This window comes from Paenibacillus sp. FSL H7-0703 (assembly GCF_038003485.1).
Classification (GTDB): domain Bacteria; phylum Bacillota; class Bacilli; order Paenibacillales; family Paenibacillaceae; genus Paenibacillus; species Paenibacillus polymyxa_B.
The window spans coordinates 4,004,712-4,020,390 of the sequence record NZ_JBBOPF010000001.1; the positions used below are offsets into that span (position 1 = coordinate 4,004,712).

Genomic DNA, 15,679 nt, shown 5'->3' on the forward strand with positions numbered 1-15,679 from the left:
AATTACATGGCATACCAAAAATTGGGCCGTAACTCCAGTGCCCGTAAAGCTTTGTTTCGTGATTTGGTAACCGATCTGTTCTTGTATGAGCGTATCCAAACTACTGAGGCTAAAGCGAAAGAAGTTCGTTCTATTGCTGAAAAACTGATCACCAAAGCGAAAAAAGGAGATCTGCACGCACGTCGTCAAGTGGCTGCGTTCGTTCGCCGTGAAACTTTGGATGGTGAGCAGGATGCAATCCAAAAGCTGTTTAGCGAATTGGCTACACGTTACACTGAGCGTCCAGGTGGATACACTCGTATCTTGAAATTGGGACCTCGTCGTGGCGACGCCGCTCCAATGGTATATCTGGAATTGGTTGACCGCGCGTAGACAGGCGAAGATGAGGGAAGGGTGGACAGAATCGGCTTGATTCTGAACAACCCTTTTTTTCTCTTGGAGGAGTCCTTGAGGGGCTTCTCCTTTGTTATGTTCGGTTATTCCTTGTAAGGCCAGAGACTACCCCTATAAAGGTGTGAGAAACATGCGGAACTTGTGCATGAAGGTGAACTATGACGGAACCCACTATGATGGCTTTCAGACGCAGCCTGACGGTAACACCATTCAGGACTGCCTTGAACATGCTATTTACTCATTGACGGGCGAGCGTCTTAAAATTACAGGCTCAGGCCGTACAGATGCAGGTGTACATGCATACGGGCAGGTATTCAATTTTCACACTGAATCGCCGATTCCGTTACAGCGCTGGTGTCTGGCACTTAATGCCTGGTTGCCTCGTGATATCATCGTTACGGATGCGAGAGAGGTGCCACTGTCCTTTCATGCACGCCGCATGGCGAAGCGGAAGACATATCGGTACAGCATTAATGCGAACCGATTTCCGGACATCTTTCACCGTCGTACACAGGCCCATCATCCAACGAGACTGGATGTAAGAGCGATGGAGGAAGGGTTGGCTCATTTAGTGGGCACCTTTGACTATACTTCGTTCGCATCTCGACGTTCCCAAAAGACGAATCATGTTCGCACTATTTACGAAGCCTATATGACAGTAGACCATTCCTTTTCACGTCCGGGCTCGGATGATCAGGGAATTATCCATACTTATATTACAGGTAGCGGATTTTTACAGCACATGGTTCGGATTATTATGGGTACTTTGCTGGAAGTGGGAGAAGGCAAAAAATCGTCGGATGATATTCCTTCCATTTTGGAGGCGAAAAATCGTTCAAAGGCTGGACCTACGGCCGTTGGACACGCTTTAACGCTCTGGAATGTAGAGTACGACGAAAACATCAAAAAACATTGATTTTACCCTTGCGGAATTGATGGTTATCCTGTAATATAAAAGTTGTGTTTTCTTAATGGCTTTCCCACAGCCCCAATTAAGATGATCACTTTAAATTAACATCTAATCCATCAATAATGCAGCAACTTAACGAACGAAGATAAATGATGATTTCTGTTAACGAACTTAAGGAGGATACTTTTCATGCGTACTACGTATATGGCGAAGCCAAATGAAGTTGAGCGCAACTGGCACATCATTGATGCCGAAGGCAAAACGCTCGGCCGTCTGGCAAGCGAAGCGGCTGCGTTGATTCGCGGCAAACACAAGCCACAATTTACACCACATGTGGACACAGGTGATTTTGTTGTTGTAATCAATGCGGAAAAAATCGTATTGACCGGTAAAAAAATGGAGAACAAGAAATACTACCGTCACTCCCTGCATCCGGGTGGTCTGAAAGTAACGGTTGCACAAGAAATGGTTAAGAACAAGCCTGAGCGCATGTTGGAATTGGCTGTTCACGGTATGCTTCCTAAAACTCGTCAAGGCGAGAAAATGAAGCTGAGACTTAAAGCTTACAGAGGCACTGAGCATCCACATGCAGCACAAAAACCTGAAGTTTACGAACTTCGCGGATAATTAAAAGGGAGGACAGTTTCATGGCACAAGTACAATACTATGGGACAGGTCGTCGTAAACATTCGGTAGCTCGTGTTCGTCTCGTACCGGGTGAAGGACGCATTGTCATCAATAAGCGTGATATTAATGAATATTTTGGTTTGGAAACTCTCAAACTGATCGTAAAACAACCACTGAACCTGACAGAAACAGTTGGCAGCTATGACGTACTCGTTATCGCTCATGGTGGTGGTATCTCTGGTCAAGCCGGCGCAATTCGCCACGGTATTTCCCGTGCTCTGTTGAAAGCAGATCCGGAATTCCGTCCAGCTTTGAAAAAAGCAGGCTTCTTGACTCGTGACCCACGTATGAAAGAACGTAAAAAATACGGTCTCAAAGCCGCTCGTCGTGCACCACAGTTCTCGAAACGTTAATATCCCTTGTGTATCAAGGAATTTCAGCCCTTGGCCTTCACTGGTCAGGGGCTTTAATTTTGAACTAGAAAGTGCCGTGACCATATTTTGACCATTTTTATTATTCTTGATCATTCGTGACCACATCTGAACCAGCGATAGGAGGTTCAAACTCCATGAATTTTTCAAACCGATCAGCAGTTTTTTCTTTTACTGCTTTTGTTACATGCGTGTAAATGTTCATAGTCATTTTAATATCTGAATGTCCAAGACGTTCCTGAACTTCTTTAATGCTGGCCCCAGCTTCAAATAAAAGGGATGCATGGGTATGTCTTAACCCATGTACGGTTATTTTGTGTAAGTTGTTAGAACGAATGATTTCATTCAGTTTGTCGTTTGGATAGGCCAAGCGAATTGGTGTTCCATCCTCACGTGTAAAAACCATTCTGTCATCGTTAGAACCTATTGGTTGCACAATGCCTCTGCTTTGCTCTGTACGGTGCTTTTTTAGTAAGGTAAGGGTTGTATCGTCTAAACTAAGAACACGTCTGGAAGCAGGCGTTTTGGAGGTCAAAGGCGTGAAAGCTTTTTTATCAAAAAACAATGTCTTATCAAGATTAATTGTTTTTTCTCTAAAATCTATATCGTTCCAACGTAAGGCCAGAACTTCCCCTTTTCTCGCGCCAGTATAAATTAATAGGTGAAACATCAATTGATCACGATAGCTATATGCTTGCTTGGTTATTCCAAGGAATTTTTTGATTTCGTGCTTTTCCCAGTAATTTCTCGTATTCTGTTCCTCCGCTAAATAATCACTTTCTTTTTTTGGAATGATAACGCCTTCCATTGGATTGCTCTTACTTATTTCCATAAGGACTGCAAACTCGAAAACTTGATTGGCATACATCTTCATGTTTTCTACTGATTTAATATCTTCAGCTATTTTGTTAATCACATCTTGGCAATACGAACGGGTTATATCTTTTATTTTTATATTACCGAAGTGCGGAAGAATTTGACTGTTGAAACATGAACGAACCGTTTTTCTTGTTGGAAGCTTAAATCTTTTATAATTGGTTTCATACCACTTCTCATAAACCTCTTCAAAAGTAATTGACTTATCTTGTATGATAAACTTCCCGTCTTTTACCTCCTTTTCAGTTTGGGCTGCGTCCAATTTTGCTTCTGCTTTGGTTTTAAAACCGCGTTTGGTAGATGATTTTTTCTTCCCTGTTACTGGATCGATTTCACCAGTGTAATACTTATACAGCCACATATTTCCGTCTTTCTTTGTTGTGTACTTCTGAAAGCTAGCCATAACACTTTCCCTCCGTGATTCAATAAATTCTGCCCCGATTTATAACTTCTTCTAGGTCCTTCATTTGCAATAGTAAAGTTTTAGCGCCTGTGCCGTATCTGCGGACTATTCGGCCTAGCATGAGCTTTATATTTCCAGGTTCAAAATAAACAATGTCATGCTGAAGAATTTCCACCCCTTCAAAGTGCAATAATTCATCAATTTCGATCTGCTTAAAAGGACCATCCAAAGGTATTGGAAGTTCTCTTTTTTGAGTTAACGTAATTTCATCTAGATGGAATACCAATTGGGACGGACCCTCATAAGTAAAAGATGGATCGTAATAGGCATAAATTGTTGGTTCACAAATCTGTGGTATTTTTTTAGACATCACCCCTTTCGCAGTATTGGTTTGCTGTTCAATATTTGTCCGTATTTGCCCTTCATAATTCCTTCGCATGATTTGATTCAATCTTTTTCTAGCCAGATAAATAGGGACCTCGAATATATCAGATAGATATAAAAGGGCATCGTTGTATAAGGCCGGGAGCTTGAATCTAGACAGCATAAAAAAAGGCATTGAAGCATAAAGGACGAATTGATCGGCATCGGCTTCTTGGAGTTCTACAAATGCTTTAGGCATAATCATTTGATTGCCTGAGTGCCTAAGCAAATGGCTGACTTCGTGAAGAAACTCAATACGTTGTTCCTTCAAGGGCAAGCGATTATCCAAAAGTACGCTGCGTAATCCCGCTGCTGATTCATACGCCTTGCTTTTTTGTGAAGATGGATAAATCCATATATTCAAAGCAGCAGTAATTTTTTCGATGGTTATATGTTGAGGTTCAGTAATACCATTCTTTAAATACATATTTTCTATAGAGTGTTCCAAGTATGTAGCTTCATAATGAGATATCATGGCAATTCTCCTGTAAACAAGAATATATGTTCGTATGTATGGGTAGGAGGAGACAGCCCGCTGGCTGAAACCGCGATTAATGGTATGAAATAATTATTCTCCTTGGCGATCTTTGGGCTTACGGTTTTTTTCTGTTTCCTGAATGAATTTCCAAAATTGCATTAACTCCCGTTTTCGTTCCTCTGGCGCTTCTAAATAATCCTTGAAAAATATCCCGTGTTCAGGATTCTTAATAAATGCCTCAAATTCAGCTATTTCAGCTGCTTCCAAGGCTGAAATTTCTTCCTTACCTGACGCAAGTCTCTCAAGTTCATCTATTGTAATTCCGAGTCCCTTCGTAACCTTTAAAACATTATCAATTGCAGCTCCACCTACACCACGAGTTAACATTGACTGAAGCGTGGTTGATGGAATCCCTACTGACTCTGCGAAAGCTCGTCTACTGTATCCTTTTTCTTCGATCAATCGTGATATCACTTTGGCTCTTTCCACGTTAACCCTAACCCCCACGTTTCTTTATTGTACGATATTTCGTACATGACTATATATTACATTAAGACAATAATGTTGTAAATGAATTTTGTACGAAATTTAGTATGAAATTCATTTTGCCCACTTGACCATGAACGAAATATCGTTTATAGTTCAAAACAAGACGAACGAAATATCGTTCATGAGGAAGGGGGGCAGGCGATGCTGTACAGAAATCTTCGCTCTGAAATGAAAAAAAAAGGAGTAACAATTTCAGATATCTCTCGCGATCTAAAAATGAGACGAGGAACAGTGAGCGATAAAGTACATGGCAGATTCAGATTTTACTATGATGAGGCTCAAATGATTAAAAATAAGTTTTTCCCAGAATGCGAAATTGAATATCTGTTTTCAACAGAAATTGATTTCAAATCTAAAGTAGTAAAGGAGGAGGTAGAATGGTATCCCCAAATTTCAAAATAGTCATTGATCCTGATTTTATTCGGGATCTAGCAGAAAAAGAGATAAAAAAAACGCTTGAGGGGTTTGGGAATGGATCTTGGTGGGATATGAAGCGATTAGAATTAGAAACCTGTCGCAAACGTGACTGGCTGTTGGAAAACATCTTACTTAATCCTAATTATAAAAGTGAAATGTCAGTTATCACCAATGGCTGTGATGGTGGACGTTGGATGATTCGAGGGCCAGAAATGAGTGCTTTCTTAGATAAGCACTTTCATTATTTGAATTGTCCTTCTCATAGAGGTGTCAGCAATAAAGGGGGAATAGCATGACTCAGTTGGTATTTATACACGAAGGACAAGCCGTGACAGATAGTTTGACCGTTGCTAAGGTGTTCGGTAAAGACCATGACCATGTAATGAGAGATATTCGCCAGCAGCTTAACAAGCTTCAAGAGGCTGGGGAAGCTGAATGGGGTGTCTCCAACTTTGGGGAAACCCAGTATCAACATCATCAAAACAGACAATGGTACCCGAAATTCGATATGACAGAAGATGCTTTTGCTATTGTGGCAATGTCATATACGACTCCAGAAGCCATGAAGATGAAAGTTAAGTTTCTGGCAGAGTTTAAGCGTATGCGACAGCAGCTACAGGCAGCAGCCGTAGACACATCCCAACTAAGTCCTATTCTCCAGCTATTAATTCAACAGGAGCAACAGCAACAGGCCATCATTAAGCGTCAGGACGCGACAGACAAACGTGTTGCTGTAATACAGGAAACAATCTTGCAGCGTGACGACGATTGGAGAGACAAGCTAAACGGGATGCTTAATGGAGCAGCTAGGCGGTCAGGTGGATTGTTCCGAGATTTACGAAGCAGGAGTTATGAAATGTTGGAAAGTCGGGCTAAATGCGACCTTAACCGCCGTTTGCGTAATCTGAGGGATAGGCTTCAAGAGACTGGGGCCACAAAAACCAAGATAGCAGAGACAAACAGATTGGACGTAATAGAGGCCGATCCGAAGTTAAAAGAGATTTACACCACAATTATTAAGGAATTGTCTATTGGGACACTTTCCTAAAAGGAGTGAATGTGAATGGACTGCGTACAACAACGGTTAAACGAACTTGAAAATATGTACGATACACTGGCAAATAATCCGAGTTGGGTGCATCCCGAAGTATCGCAAGCATCTTTTGGATGGATGCTTAAAGAGATTTTGGACTTACGTGCCGTACTAGGTATCGTCTGAGAGAGGGTGTACACATTGGAAACACGCTTAATACCAGTTTTGGACGCTTCCGGCTTGCGGAGCTATCTGGAAATACCGGGAAGCACATATTTCGAGGCCGCATACAACGCAAACAGTCTGCTTAGTGGGGCAGTTACATTAGACATGGATTTGCTTGATTTAACTGAACAGGAGCTTGACGTACTGCATAAACAAAACGAATGCAAACTAATTCGAGAACAGTTACATGAAGTAAGCTACAAAAAAATTGACGCTCTCGCGAACAATCGCAGCCCTCGTAAGTTTTTGAATGAACAAAATGAACTAAGTTTTCGATTGTTTCGGCTTGAGAGGGAAATAAAAAAAGCCTGTCCATAATGGACAGACCCATAATCGTGCTACCAACACGATTGCTTAAACAAACAATTACCGGAATTATAGCACACTTTTAAATTAATAGAAACAGGAGTCTCATGCATGGACATAAAGGAAATCAAACAGTACATCCATGACATACAGCGTCTTCGAGATGCGGCAGAGTCGTTCACTGACGATTCTCCGGGTGCATTGGTGCGAAAGGTTGAATTGCTGACGCAGGCTCATACATTAATGGGTCGAGTATCCGCCTATATGAGCGGAAGGCATATGCAGACCTATAATTTGCGAAAGCGAGTTTATGCCGAAACCATGCGAGATACATCCGAGAGGAACAAGAAGGTTGCGGCAGAACTGGCTGTGTTGGATATACGGGATACCGAAGCGGAAGACTTCGAGCGGATGCATTTATGGAAGAACGAATTTAAATCGTTGGCTGAATACCTGTATGAACTGCGCTTGAGGCTCCGTGTAGATATGCACATAGGGGGTGGTGGTTCGTGACTTTACCTTTTCAACCGTACAGTAAAAAGCAGCAAACCAGCAGTAAACGTATCAGGCATACGCAACGCCAGAAAGGCGATATAAGCAATGCAGTAGATCAGCAGTTAAAAGAACGTTCTGCTGGATTATGTGAGCTTTGTGGTAAAGCTTGGGCAGAGGAAAGGGCGCATTTGACCGGGCGAGGTCATATTGATGAAAAAACAAAGGTCACTGACCTTATACATGTCTGCATTCCCTGCCATCGTTGGTTGGACGGTACGCAAGATGGTATACGATCAAGGCGTTTTATGGCGGCAGCTATTAACGCAGTGTTGGACCATTATGTCAGGAACTTCCCGGAACTTCCCGGAACTTCTAGGAATAATTCAGAATCGAAGGGAAGCGTTAGGGATGGCTGAAAAAAGGATGATATCTAAGGTTATATCCATTTCAGAAAAAGTTAATGAACTGCCGGACATATTTGATATGTTGCTGTTCACATGGATGATTCCACATACAGATGATTTTGGACGTTTAGCAGGATCGCCAGCTAAAGTTAAAGCGCTGGTGGTTCCTATGTTGGACAAGCTGGTTTCTGATGTGAAAGAATCTTTGCACCGTTTGCAGTCTGCTGGCCTTATTGAATGGTATGAAGCTGATGGTCAAAAGGTGGTTCAAGTGGTCAATTTTGAAGCACATCAACAAGGATTGCATAAACGGACACGCTCAAAATTTCCCGACCCTCCTTTGGACTTTCCCGGAACTTCCGGGAATTTCCCTAATATTCCTCTAGAAGAGAACAGAAGAGAAGAGAACAGAACTGAACAGAAGGGAAGGGAAGAGAACGGAACAGAACAGATTTCTGGTAGTAGTCTTCCTGAAATTGAGAATAACCCTTTTAGACTATTTGAAAATGAAGGCTTCGGAACAATCAGCCCTCTTATAGCCGATGAAATAGCAATCTTAGAAAAGGACTACGGTAACCGCTGGCTATGTGAGGCTATGAAAAAAGCCGTAGTTGCCGGAAAACGCAGTATGTCATATGTCAACGGCATTTTAAAAAATTGGAAGGCTGAGGGTATAGACGAACCTTGGACCAAGGAGAAGTCACCGAACAAAGGCAATGGTCGTGGCGGACAAAAGCCGAGTATAGATATTGTTCAGGACCAAGAGCCAGCCCCGGAGGTTTCGCAAGAAGAATACGAGGAATTGCTACGGCTGGCTGAACTTATGGAATCAGGCAAGGGGGAGCAGCGGTGACACCAACAGCATATATGTCAAAGCAGTCTGTTACCCGGCTGCGTGAAATGATTCATGACGAACGATTGGATTATGACATTCGGGCATATGCCGAAGTGGAGTTATTAAGGAGGATCGGAGGTGCCGGGCTTGGGCAAAAGGATATACACGCCAGAAGATTGGGACAAGCGTCTGGAGCAACAGGGGAAACAGACTAGGAAAATTTATGTTGCGTGCGAGGAATTGAACTTTATTTGGTCCGCAGACGATTTGAAAAAGTTTCGTGATATGTGGAGAGAAGGCAAAAGCGTAGAACAGATTCGGAAGCACTTTAAGCGGGATAGTTGGCAGGAAGTAATCATTATCGCTTTGGACCAGATACGATGGGGCTACATCAAAATACGCCCTGACGTTTTGATCGTGGAATAGGACTCTGTTATGGACAGAGGTCGCAGCCCTCCACAGCCGTTAAACCAAACATATGTACTTATAAATTAATTATTTGGAGGTTTATGTAATGGATGATCATGTGAAATTGAGCGGGTTGGTACAGGGTGGCGTGCAAGAGCAATTCAACAAAGAGTGGGATCGTGTCATTAGAAATATTGACGATCCTAATACGTCTGCAACGGCGGCGCGTAGCATCACAATTACGATAACTCTCAAACCGGATAAAAAGCGGAAGACCATTAATTCTACAATTGCTACTAAATCGACCATCGCGCCAGATAACCCATTAGATACCACATTTGTTATGGGCGCTGACAGCGCTGGAAATGTAGTCTCGAAGGAATTGATGTTCGGTGACGAGGACCAGACGTTTTTTGACAACGAAGGCACTGTTCGTACTGGAACTGGGGAACCCGTTGACAAGGATACCGGGGAAATAAAGTCCGGGGATGGAAATGTAGTCAATTTCAGATAACTAAAAATTGGGAGGAATTATAAATGATTAAAGAAGCAATGCAATATATCGTAGGTTTGGCAAGCAAGGAAATTAAAGAGGTTGGCGGACAAGTGTTTTCTACTGGTGCATTGAACACGATTGAAGAACCAACTACTACCACGCTGAAAGTTAACACTCTTTCCGCAATGGTCACGTATCTGAAAGAAAACTACGACAAGGTAGACCCCGTGTTGGTCCATGTACTTAGTGAAACTGACGTGCGAGTTATCAGCACCTTCAACCGAGACAAACGCCGCAACGTGTTGGTAAATGCATCCGCTGTGCTTCCAGATATTAATTTTGAACGCTTCATGGATGTAGAGAACTTCAACATCCAATTGCAAGCCTGCTTTGTAAAAAACGATGACCGGGACGCTGTATTGAAGCTAGTAGGAAACGTCAAGGAAGAAACAGGAAATACTTACGCAGATGATGGGGTAACGCAACAGGTAACAGCCAAAAGCGGGGTCGCCAGTCTTGAAAAGGTAACGGTTCCTAATCCCGTTAAATTGAAACCGTACAGAACGTTTATTGATATCCCACAACCAGAATGTAGCTTTGTGTTCCGTTTGCAAAATGGTCCGAAAGCAGCCCTGTTTGAGGCGGACGGTGGAGCATGGAAGCTACAGGCCATGGCAAGTATTAAGGAGTTTCTAGAAAAAGAACTGAAAAATGAAATTGAATCCGGTTTTGTAACCATTATTGCTTAATACATCCTTGGGGCGGCTAAGGCTGCCCCTCTACCAAGGGAGTGAGAATATATGCCGAATGCAAATGGTTGGCTTTCGAGAGACGAGGTAAAACAAATCAATGTTCCTGTGCTGGTACCGGATAAGGAGACGCAGCGCGGTAGGTGGCACAATGGCAATCCACCAGGGGGAGGAATCCTATTATCCCGTACACGTTGCGCAGCCCTTCTTTGTCCAGTGGCGCCCGACGAATCTCCAGCAGCCTTTATGTATAGTCCAAAGCACCGTTCCGAGTTCAGATACGCTCCGTTTTATTTCAGGACAACGGAGCAGATTAATCGGGCGGCGTTGTTACCGAAAGAATCCCAAGTGCTGGGAGTGTGACGACATGCCGCAGATGGAATTTAACTTTGACCAAGCGGAGGTTATGCCAGAAACACCGGATTTACGCAAGGGACAGGACGGGCAACTTCTTAACGGCTGTTATTACGAACGCAGCACAGGCAGTTTTGTATCTTATGTACTGGGCCGTAGACACCATGTGTTTAATACAGAGGTTCTTAAAAATGATTGGATGGAAAAGACCAAGCGCGAACGCTGGATAGAATAGACCGCCCCCAAGGGCAGAGAGGACAAACACACATGAATAAAGCGAAGATTACGAAGGCTCAGGCGCAGGCTGTTGATCTGCTTAGGAAAGTACATTCTGAGTCGTCCATTGTAAGAATGCATGTTGAGTATCCTGAAAAATGGTCGCAAGACTTTGAAGGTGCAAACGGCATGGAATTGGATTTGCTTATACGCGCTCTTTATAACGGTTATGAAGTGGAATTAACGATGGAAGAACGGATGCTTGCACATTTCAAAGAACCAAAAGGTTATTTAGCTGAATATGACACGGAGAACGTAATATATCGAAAAGGTATGGCAAAGGCTCTTGAAATAGCAGGTATTAAGGTACCTGGCATTAACGATTAAGCCCCATAGGGGATAAGAAGGAGGCTTAGCCCTCCATAAGGGGGATACACCCCCTACTACCTATAAAGGAGAGATAACATGGCAAAGAAGCGGATAACTCAGCGAGAGATAGGATTCATCCAAGGGATAGTTTACGCTGCCGCATTACAAGCTGATTGGGGCGCCGATGCTTACGATATTGTCCGGGAATCCAATTTTGAAGTTGAAGATATTCGAAAATATGCTGAGGATTGTGATCTTCAAAAGCTAGCAGATGTCTTGGAACGAATTGAGGCATAACAGCCTCTTACCCTACCCAATCAAATTAAAAGGAGCGAATGAACATGTTTACAGAAACGAATGATCGGAAGTTATTGCGCGAGATCGGATACGAAGAAAGCCTGCTTGCTACCATGACAGATGAAGATTGCGAGGCAGAGGTTACGGAGTTGCCATACAACGCCTAAACAGGGGCCTTCTGGCCTCTTACCCTGTACCCCTATATATAAGGAGCGATAAGCATGAGAGATATTAAATTCCGTGGTAAACGACTGGATAACGGCGAATGGGTATTCGGAGATATCTGGCAGCATAACGGCAGGGTGGACATTGTAGATCATAGAGCGCAATCACATCCGGTAGACCATGAAACAGTAGGTCAGTTCATAGACTTACCAAACTACGGTGTCTGGGAAGGCGATATTTACGAATTTACAAGACCGTGGTCAAACGGTGCGCTGGAACGTGGAGTTGTGAAATGTACAGAACATGCAGAATGGGCCGTAAATGCATGGATGTTGACAGGTATATATGAGCATGGAAAACCTATCGGAAACATACACGATAACCCGGAGCTGCTACATCCCCAAGGAGGGAACTGATTTGGATGGACTCGTTATTAAGCCTAAATGGGCAGATATGATCCTATCGGGAGTCAAAACGTGGGAGATTCGTGGCAGCAAGACTCATAAGCGCGGTACCATCGGCATTATCAAGAGTGGCAGCGGACTTGTATATGGCACAGTGGAGCTTATGAGTTGCGTTCCACTGACTATGTACAACTGGGAGATAAACAAGGATAAGCATCATGTTTCATATGCAGATATAGATTACAAAACACCCTATGCATGGGTAATGGGAAATCCAATCATTTACCCGGAGCCTATACCTTATAAGCATCCACAAGGGGCAGTGATATGGGTTAAATTAGGAGGCGGTAAAGGTGAGTGAACGGATTAGAGAAATCAAAGAAAGATTCGCATTCAATTTAAAATTAGCAGAATCAACAGGAGGTGCAACGGGCGCTGAATACAAAGACATTCCATACCTATTGGATTTGGTAGACTCACTCCAGCAGCAGGTAAAGGAATTGCAAGAAGGCAACAGGACGGCGGTTGAGTCTCGTGAGATTGCGGTTAGAAAAGCACGCGAGACATGTATAACCAGCAATCAGCATTATGCCAAGGTTGTCGAGTTAGTGGACCAGTTGGCAGAGAGGGACCGCAAAATAGCCTGGCTTACTAACGAGTTAGGGGAGTAACCACCAATACAATACGCTCCTGCACTCTGACGGAGCGTTGGAAGGATGATAGATATGGCAAAAGGAACCTTTATGTATGAGTTGAAGCTAAACAAAAATGACAATGTTCCAGCGGTCATACAGCTTCCGGGACAAATGATTGAGTTTGAAATAACAGAGAGGGGCTTAAACAGAATGTTGCATCTTTATTTCATGAAGCGGATGGAGGGATGATATTGCCTAAATTCAAGCGGAAAGTTAGATTACCCGGTCCTCCAAAAGTGAATCTCAATAGAATACGGTTTGAGCTAACTTTGGGCGGTAATTCATATTGGCAAGGCATAGCTAAACAGCTTCTTGATGAAATAGACCGGATGAAAATTATAATGCAAGAATCTTCCTCTGCTTTAACCGACACAATTAGGAAATCTGACGAGATTATAGAGGATCACAAGGCCACAGCACGTATGTGGCATGATAAATACATGGAGCTGCTACAAAAATATGAAGGATGAACACAACAAAGCCCCCGCAACCTTGGCAGGGAGCACGGGGGCATATGTTTCAACACATCACCTATAAATTATACCATAGGTGAGGGGAAGTATATATGAGACAAAGAGCTACACAATTAACACTAGGGTTGCCAGTTATGGACAGTGAACAAACCCGCCGCCAAGTGGAGGAACATTTGGAAACTGTCCGTATTTATCGGCAAATGGGATTGATCCGGCGTGAAGTCAGTAACACCCCTAGTTATGAACCTAGATTTCATGGAAATACGAATGCAATTAGCAAGCCAGCAGAAGATGCGGCTGTGTGGAACGCAGATAAAGAAAATGAACTTGAACAAAAGTCTGAACTACTGGATAAGGCTATGCGCCGCCTAAGTCATCGAGAACGAGAATTGCTGACACTGCGGTACCTTGACGACGAGGATGTATACGATTATAACGTGTGTCAGAAAATGCACATGGGAGAGAGAACATTCCGCCGAGTAAAGGCCCGTGCTTTGTATAAACTGGCATTCGGCTTGAGGTTGGAAGTGCTGGTTGATCCGCCTTCTGAAAAAGTGGCCGCTAAGTGAAACATTTTTGGCCGATTAATGGCACGCCGTTTTAAAACAGGCATGATATATTTGTAACGTGGAAATGAAGGGAACAAGTAAAGGGCTGGCAAATGCGCCAGTCCTTTTTTGTTGCCTTTTTTCTAACTCAATATCAGGGGGAAACAATTATGTCTTTAAAACCACGTTTCGCATTTCTCAGCTCTGACGGTATCTTGCATTTGCATGACGAAGAACATGCTGCCCAACATGGTAAGCACGTACAAACATCTTTGACGGACGATGAAAGCGGCTTTCCTATCGTAGAAGGTCAGGGTGTTGTCTATTATGCCCAAGAAGACAAAGCCTACATTAACGGCAACAAGTCGGACGGTAAACTTATTTCCACACCACCAGTGCTGAAACAGCTTGCAGCAGAGCTATTGTAGTAACTCGCTGGCTTAGGATGCAGAAAAAGGCGCCCACAATGGACGCCTTAATTCATTTTATTTCACTCTTTAGTTACTTTTGCTTAATGCCCAAAGCATCTTTTACGGAGCTTTGAAGTAGCTGGGAGAAATTCAAACCAGCATCCTTCCCGGCATCACGTAACCACTGAGGTGCAGTGCAATTGATAGTCACAGCTTTATTCATTGCTGCATCCCGGTAAGGAGGCAAGAAAACTTCAACGTATACAATCCGGTCACTGGCATCGTTTAACTCAATGCTGGCCGGATCAGACGGTGATGGAATTGCCATATTATTATCTTCAAGTTCCAGTATACGATCAACTAACATGTTTTTAGCATCAACAACAGCCGTTGGAATATCAGGGGCAAGAACGGCCGTTCCGGGAATATCCGGGAAGTACAGCCCTATACCATCATCTGCTTTTTCAATGACAGCAGGATAAACATAGGTGTTTTTCAATTTATCTCACTCCTTTTGTTTTTGAACCATATGGTTCAAGTATAGACTAAATTTTTTGAAGCATATGCTTCAATATTTGGGGTGAAAAATTCACCTGCTTATGAGCCTTACTGGAGGTAAGCGTTTAGGGAGAAGCGCAGGGGTTAAAAGATAACCCCTGTTGTCTTCTCGATGCTTTTGAGTGTACCAATCGGTATGGTGGCTCCTTCATTGTGGAAACTGATATCCGCATATCGTGTTGGATCATCTTTATGTTTCCACCGCTTATGACTACCGCCGCCAGTGTGTGAAGGTGAAGGCCTAAACCCTTCTCTTCTCAACCGTTTGACTAACTCTCTTACTGTTATTTGTTTCGGCATCGCTTACCTCCTTTCTATACTCTTATTATAACACGTGTTATCATGCGCGTCAATATATTATGCGCATTATTATGCGTATTAATTTGAAGGAGATAGAAGCATGACCAACCCATTCTATAAATCAAAACGTTGGAAGCGAAAGCGTGCTGCTATCCTGCGGCGTGACAAATACATGTGCCAAGAAAGCAAAAGGTTTGGAAAATCTGAATCGGCTGTCACGGTACATCACATCTATCCGCTGGAGCATTACCCAGAGCTTGCGCTAAAGGATTGGAACTTAGTATCACTATCAGACAAGCAACACAACGCAATGCATGATAGACAATCGCATGAGCTTACAGAGTTGGGCAAAGCATGGCAGGCCAGGGTAAGAGAACACTTCGACAGAGAGCAAGGAAATAAATTTTCTCTAAGCGAACTGACCGAATAAAT

At 43.2% G+C, this 15,679-nt stretch carries 33 protein-coding genes and 1 pseudogene; 29 read left to right on the forward strand and 5 right to left on the reverse strand.

From position 1 onward, the window contains the following. Positions 1–6: 6 nt before the first annotated feature. The 4 genes from rplQ (at position 7) to rpsI (ending at position 2,343) form a co-directional block, all read left to right on the forward strand. The gene (gene rplQ / locus MHB46_RS17695; RefSeq protein ID WP_013312143.1) at positions 7–372 is read left to right on the forward strand and encodes a 50S ribosomal protein L17; all 366 of its coding nucleotides are present in this window, start codon (positions 7–9) and stop codon (positions 370–372) included. A 151-nt stretch (positions 373–523) separates the two neighbouring features. After that, positions 524–1,309: a tRNA pseudouridine(38-40) synthase TruA gene (gene truA, locus MHB46_RS17700; RefSeq protein WP_061831400.1), complete on the forward strand. Its 786-nt coding sequence runs from the start codon at positions 524–526 to the stop codon at positions 1,307–1,309. A gap of 183 nt (positions 1,310–1,492) precedes the next feature. Then, complete coding sequence (rplM, locus tag MHB46_RS17705; RefSeq protein WP_013312141.1) at positions 1,493–1,930, forward strand: 50S ribosomal protein L13; 438 nt, start codon at positions 1,493–1,495, stop codon at positions 1,928–1,930. Positions 1,931–1,950: 20 nt separating this feature from the next. Beyond that, positions 1,951–2,343, forward strand: coding sequence for a 30S ribosomal protein S9 (gene rpsI / locus MHB46_RS17710; RefSeq protein WP_013312140.1), 393 nt, complete (start codon positions 1,951–1,953; stop codon positions 2,341–2,343). Between the two features lie 100 nt (positions 2,344–2,443). Here the strand turns inward: rpsI and MHB46_RS17715 are convergent, their stop codons facing one another. The 3 genes and pseudogenes from MHB46_RS17715 to MHB46_RS17725 all read right to left on the reverse strand — a co-directional run. Beyond that, the gene (locus MHB46_RS17715; protein ID WP_341162977.1) at positions 2,444–3,640 is read right to left on the reverse strand and encodes a site-specific integrase; all 1,197 of its coding nucleotides are present in this window, start codon (positions 3,638–3,640) and stop codon (positions 2,444–2,446) included. Between the two features lie 19 nt (positions 3,641–3,659). Continuing rightward, complete coding sequence (locus tag MHB46_RS17720) at positions 3,660–4,538, reverse strand: ImmA/IrrE family metallo-endopeptidase (protein WP_341162978.1); 879 nt, start codon at positions 4,536–4,538, stop codon at positions 3,660–3,662. A 255-nt stretch (positions 4,539–4,793) separates the two neighbouring features. Continuing rightward, positions 4,794–5,030: pseudogene (locus MHB46_RS17725) on the reverse strand (helix-turn-helix domain-containing protein); the annotation flags it as partial. 204 nt (positions 5,031–5,234) lie between these two features. Between MHB46_RS17725 and MHB46_RS17730 the strand changes: the two are divergent. From MHB46_RS17730 to MHB46_RS17845, 24 genes are all read left to right on the forward strand, one after another. Beyond that, entirely contained in the window at positions 5,235–5,492 is a 258-nt protein-coding gene (locus tag MHB46_RS17730; RefSeq protein ID WP_023990550.1) for a hypothetical protein, read from the forward strand. After that, positions 5,468–5,803, forward strand: coding sequence for a DUF771 domain-containing protein (locus MHB46_RS17735; protein ID WP_341162979.1), 336 nt, complete (start codon positions 5,468–5,470; stop codon positions 5,801–5,803). The genes MHB46_RS17730 and MHB46_RS17735 overlap by 25 nt, the downstream gene beginning before the upstream one ends. After that, positions 5,800–6,555, forward strand: a complete 756-nt coding sequence (locus MHB46_RS17740; protein WP_341162980.1) for a Rha family transcriptional regulator — start codon at positions 5,800–5,802, stop codon at positions 6,553–6,555. Before MHB46_RS17735 ends, MHB46_RS17740 begins: the two co-directional genes overlap by 4 nt. Before the next feature lie 15 nt (positions 6,556–6,570). Next, positions 6,571–6,726: a hypothetical protein gene (locus MHB46_RS17745; protein ID WP_341162981.1), complete on the forward strand. Its 156-nt coding sequence runs from the start codon at positions 6,571–6,573 to the stop codon at positions 6,724–6,726. A 15-nt stretch (positions 6,727–6,741) separates the two neighbouring features. Then, a complete protein-coding gene (locus MHB46_RS17750; RefSeq protein ID WP_341162982.1) occupies positions 6,742–7,083 on the forward strand; it encodes a hypothetical protein in 342 nt (113 codons plus the stop codon). A gap of 99 nt (positions 7,084–7,182) precedes the next feature. Then, positions 7,183–7,584 (forward strand): hypothetical protein, encoded by a 402-nt coding sequence (locus tag MHB46_RS17755; protein WP_341162983.1) that lies wholly within the window; start codon positions 7,183–7,185, stop codon positions 7,582–7,584. Further along, a complete protein-coding gene (locus tag MHB46_RS17760) occupies positions 7,581–7,982 on the forward strand; it encodes a hypothetical protein (protein ID WP_341162984.1) in 402 nt (133 codons plus the stop codon). Before MHB46_RS17755 ends, MHB46_RS17760 begins: the two co-directional genes overlap by 4 nt. After that, positions 7,975–8,823 carry a DnaD domain-containing protein gene (locus MHB46_RS17765; protein WP_341162985.1) on the forward strand — a complete coding sequence of 283 codons (849 nt, stop codon included), beginning with the start codon at positions 7,975–7,977 and terminating at the stop codon, positions 8,821–8,823. The genes MHB46_RS17760 and MHB46_RS17765 overlap by 8 nt, the downstream gene beginning before the upstream one ends. Next, positions 8,820–9,020 carry a hypothetical protein gene (locus MHB46_RS17770; protein WP_341162986.1) on the forward strand — a complete coding sequence of 67 codons (201 nt, stop codon included), beginning with the start codon at positions 8,820–8,822 and terminating at the stop codon, positions 9,018–9,020. Before MHB46_RS17765 ends, MHB46_RS17770 begins: the two co-directional genes overlap by 4 nt. Further along, positions 8,953–9,231, forward strand: coding sequence for a helix-turn-helix domain containing protein (locus MHB46_RS17775; RefSeq protein WP_341162987.1), 279 nt, complete (start codon positions 8,953–8,955; stop codon positions 9,229–9,231). The genes MHB46_RS17770 and MHB46_RS17775 overlap by 68 nt, the downstream gene beginning before the upstream one ends. A gap of 88 nt (positions 9,232–9,319) precedes the next feature. Further along, positions 9,320–9,727, forward strand: a complete 408-nt coding sequence (locus MHB46_RS17780) for a replication terminator protein (RefSeq protein ID WP_341162988.1) — start codon at positions 9,320–9,322, stop codon at positions 9,725–9,727. A 23-nt stretch (positions 9,728–9,750) separates the two neighbouring features. Next, positions 9,751–10,458, forward strand: a complete 708-nt coding sequence (locus MHB46_RS17785; protein ID WP_341162989.1) for a hypothetical protein — start codon at positions 9,751–9,753, stop codon at positions 10,456–10,458. A 51-nt stretch (positions 10,459–10,509) separates the two neighbouring features. Then, positions 10,510–10,821, forward strand: a complete 312-nt coding sequence (locus MHB46_RS17790) for a hypothetical protein (protein ID WP_341162990.1) — start codon at positions 10,510–10,512, stop codon at positions 10,819–10,821. A 4-nt stretch (positions 10,822–10,825) separates the two neighbouring features. Further along, the gene (locus MHB46_RS17795) at positions 10,826–11,047 is read left to right on the forward strand and encodes a hypothetical protein (RefSeq protein ID WP_341162991.1); all 222 of its coding nucleotides are present in this window, start codon (positions 10,826–10,828) and stop codon (positions 11,045–11,047) included. Positions 11,048–11,079: 32 nt separating this feature from the next. Next, complete coding sequence (locus MHB46_RS17800) at positions 11,080–11,415, forward strand: hypothetical protein (RefSeq protein WP_341162992.1); 336 nt, start codon at positions 11,080–11,082, stop codon at positions 11,413–11,415. A 78-nt stretch (positions 11,416–11,493) separates the two neighbouring features. Then, positions 11,494–11,694: a hypothetical protein gene (locus MHB46_RS17805; protein WP_341162993.1), complete on the forward strand. Its 201-nt coding sequence runs from the start codon at positions 11,494–11,496 to the stop codon at positions 11,692–11,694. 44 nt (positions 11,695–11,738) lie between these two features. Then, positions 11,739–11,861, forward strand: a complete 123-nt coding sequence (locus MHB46_RS17810; protein ID WP_256703281.1) for a hypothetical protein — start codon at positions 11,739–11,741, stop codon at positions 11,859–11,861. A gap of 54 nt (positions 11,862–11,915) precedes the next feature. Further along, complete coding sequence (locus tag MHB46_RS17815; RefSeq protein ID WP_341162994.1) at positions 11,916–12,275, forward strand: hypothetical protein; 360 nt, start codon at positions 11,916–11,918, stop codon at positions 12,273–12,275. 1 nt (position 12,276) lies between these two features. Beyond that, entirely contained in the window at positions 12,277–12,624 is a 348-nt protein-coding gene (locus MHB46_RS17820) for an ASCH domain-containing protein (protein WP_341162995.1), read from the forward strand. After that, the gene (locus MHB46_RS17825; RefSeq protein WP_341162996.1) at positions 12,617–12,934 is read left to right on the forward strand and encodes a hypothetical protein; all 318 of its coding nucleotides are present in this window, start codon (positions 12,617–12,619) and stop codon (positions 12,932–12,934) included. Before MHB46_RS17820 ends, MHB46_RS17825 begins: the two co-directional genes overlap by 8 nt. A 54-nt stretch (positions 12,935–12,988) precedes the next feature. After that, the gene (locus MHB46_RS17830; RefSeq protein ID WP_341162997.1) at positions 12,989–13,147 is read left to right on the forward strand and encodes a hypothetical protein; all 159 of its coding nucleotides are present in this window, start codon (positions 12,989–12,991) and stop codon (positions 13,145–13,147) included. 2 nt (positions 13,148–13,149) lie between these two features. Beyond that, positions 13,150–13,428: a hypothetical protein gene (locus MHB46_RS17835; RefSeq protein WP_341162998.1), complete on the forward strand. Its 279-nt coding sequence runs from the start codon at positions 13,150–13,152 to the stop codon at positions 13,426–13,428. A gap of 95 nt (positions 13,429–13,523) precedes the next feature. Then, positions 13,524–14,000, forward strand: a complete 477-nt coding sequence (locus MHB46_RS17840) for an ArpU family phage packaging/lysis transcriptional regulator (RefSeq protein ID WP_113050427.1) — start codon at positions 13,524–13,526, stop codon at positions 13,998–14,000. A 149-nt stretch (positions 14,001–14,149) separates the two neighbouring features. Next, the gene (locus tag MHB46_RS17845; RefSeq protein ID WP_023990526.1) at positions 14,150–14,407 is read left to right on the forward strand and encodes a hypothetical protein; all 258 of its coding nucleotides are present in this window, start codon (positions 14,150–14,152) and stop codon (positions 14,405–14,407) included. A gap of 73 nt (positions 14,408–14,480) precedes the next feature. Here MHB46_RS17845 and MHB46_RS17850 read toward each other — a convergent pair whose 3' ends face one another. Then, positions 14,481–14,888: a type II toxin-antitoxin system HicB family antitoxin gene (locus MHB46_RS17850; protein WP_341162999.1), complete on the reverse strand. Its 408-nt coding sequence runs from the start codon at positions 14,886–14,888 to the stop codon at positions 14,481–14,483. A 143-nt stretch (positions 14,889–15,031) separates the two neighbouring features. Continuing rightward, complete coding sequence (locus tag MHB46_RS17855; RefSeq protein WP_019686665.1) at positions 15,032–15,247, reverse strand: type II toxin-antitoxin system HicA family toxin; 216 nt, start codon at positions 15,245–15,247, stop codon at positions 15,032–15,034. 100 nt (positions 15,248–15,347) lie between these two features. Between MHB46_RS17855 and MHB46_RS17860 the strand changes: the two genes are divergently transcribed. Beyond that, positions 15,348–15,677, forward strand: coding sequence for an HNH endonuclease (locus tag MHB46_RS17860; RefSeq protein WP_341163000.1), 330 nt, complete (start codon positions 15,348–15,350; stop codon positions 15,675–15,677). Positions 15,678–15,679 lie beyond the last annotated feature (2 nt).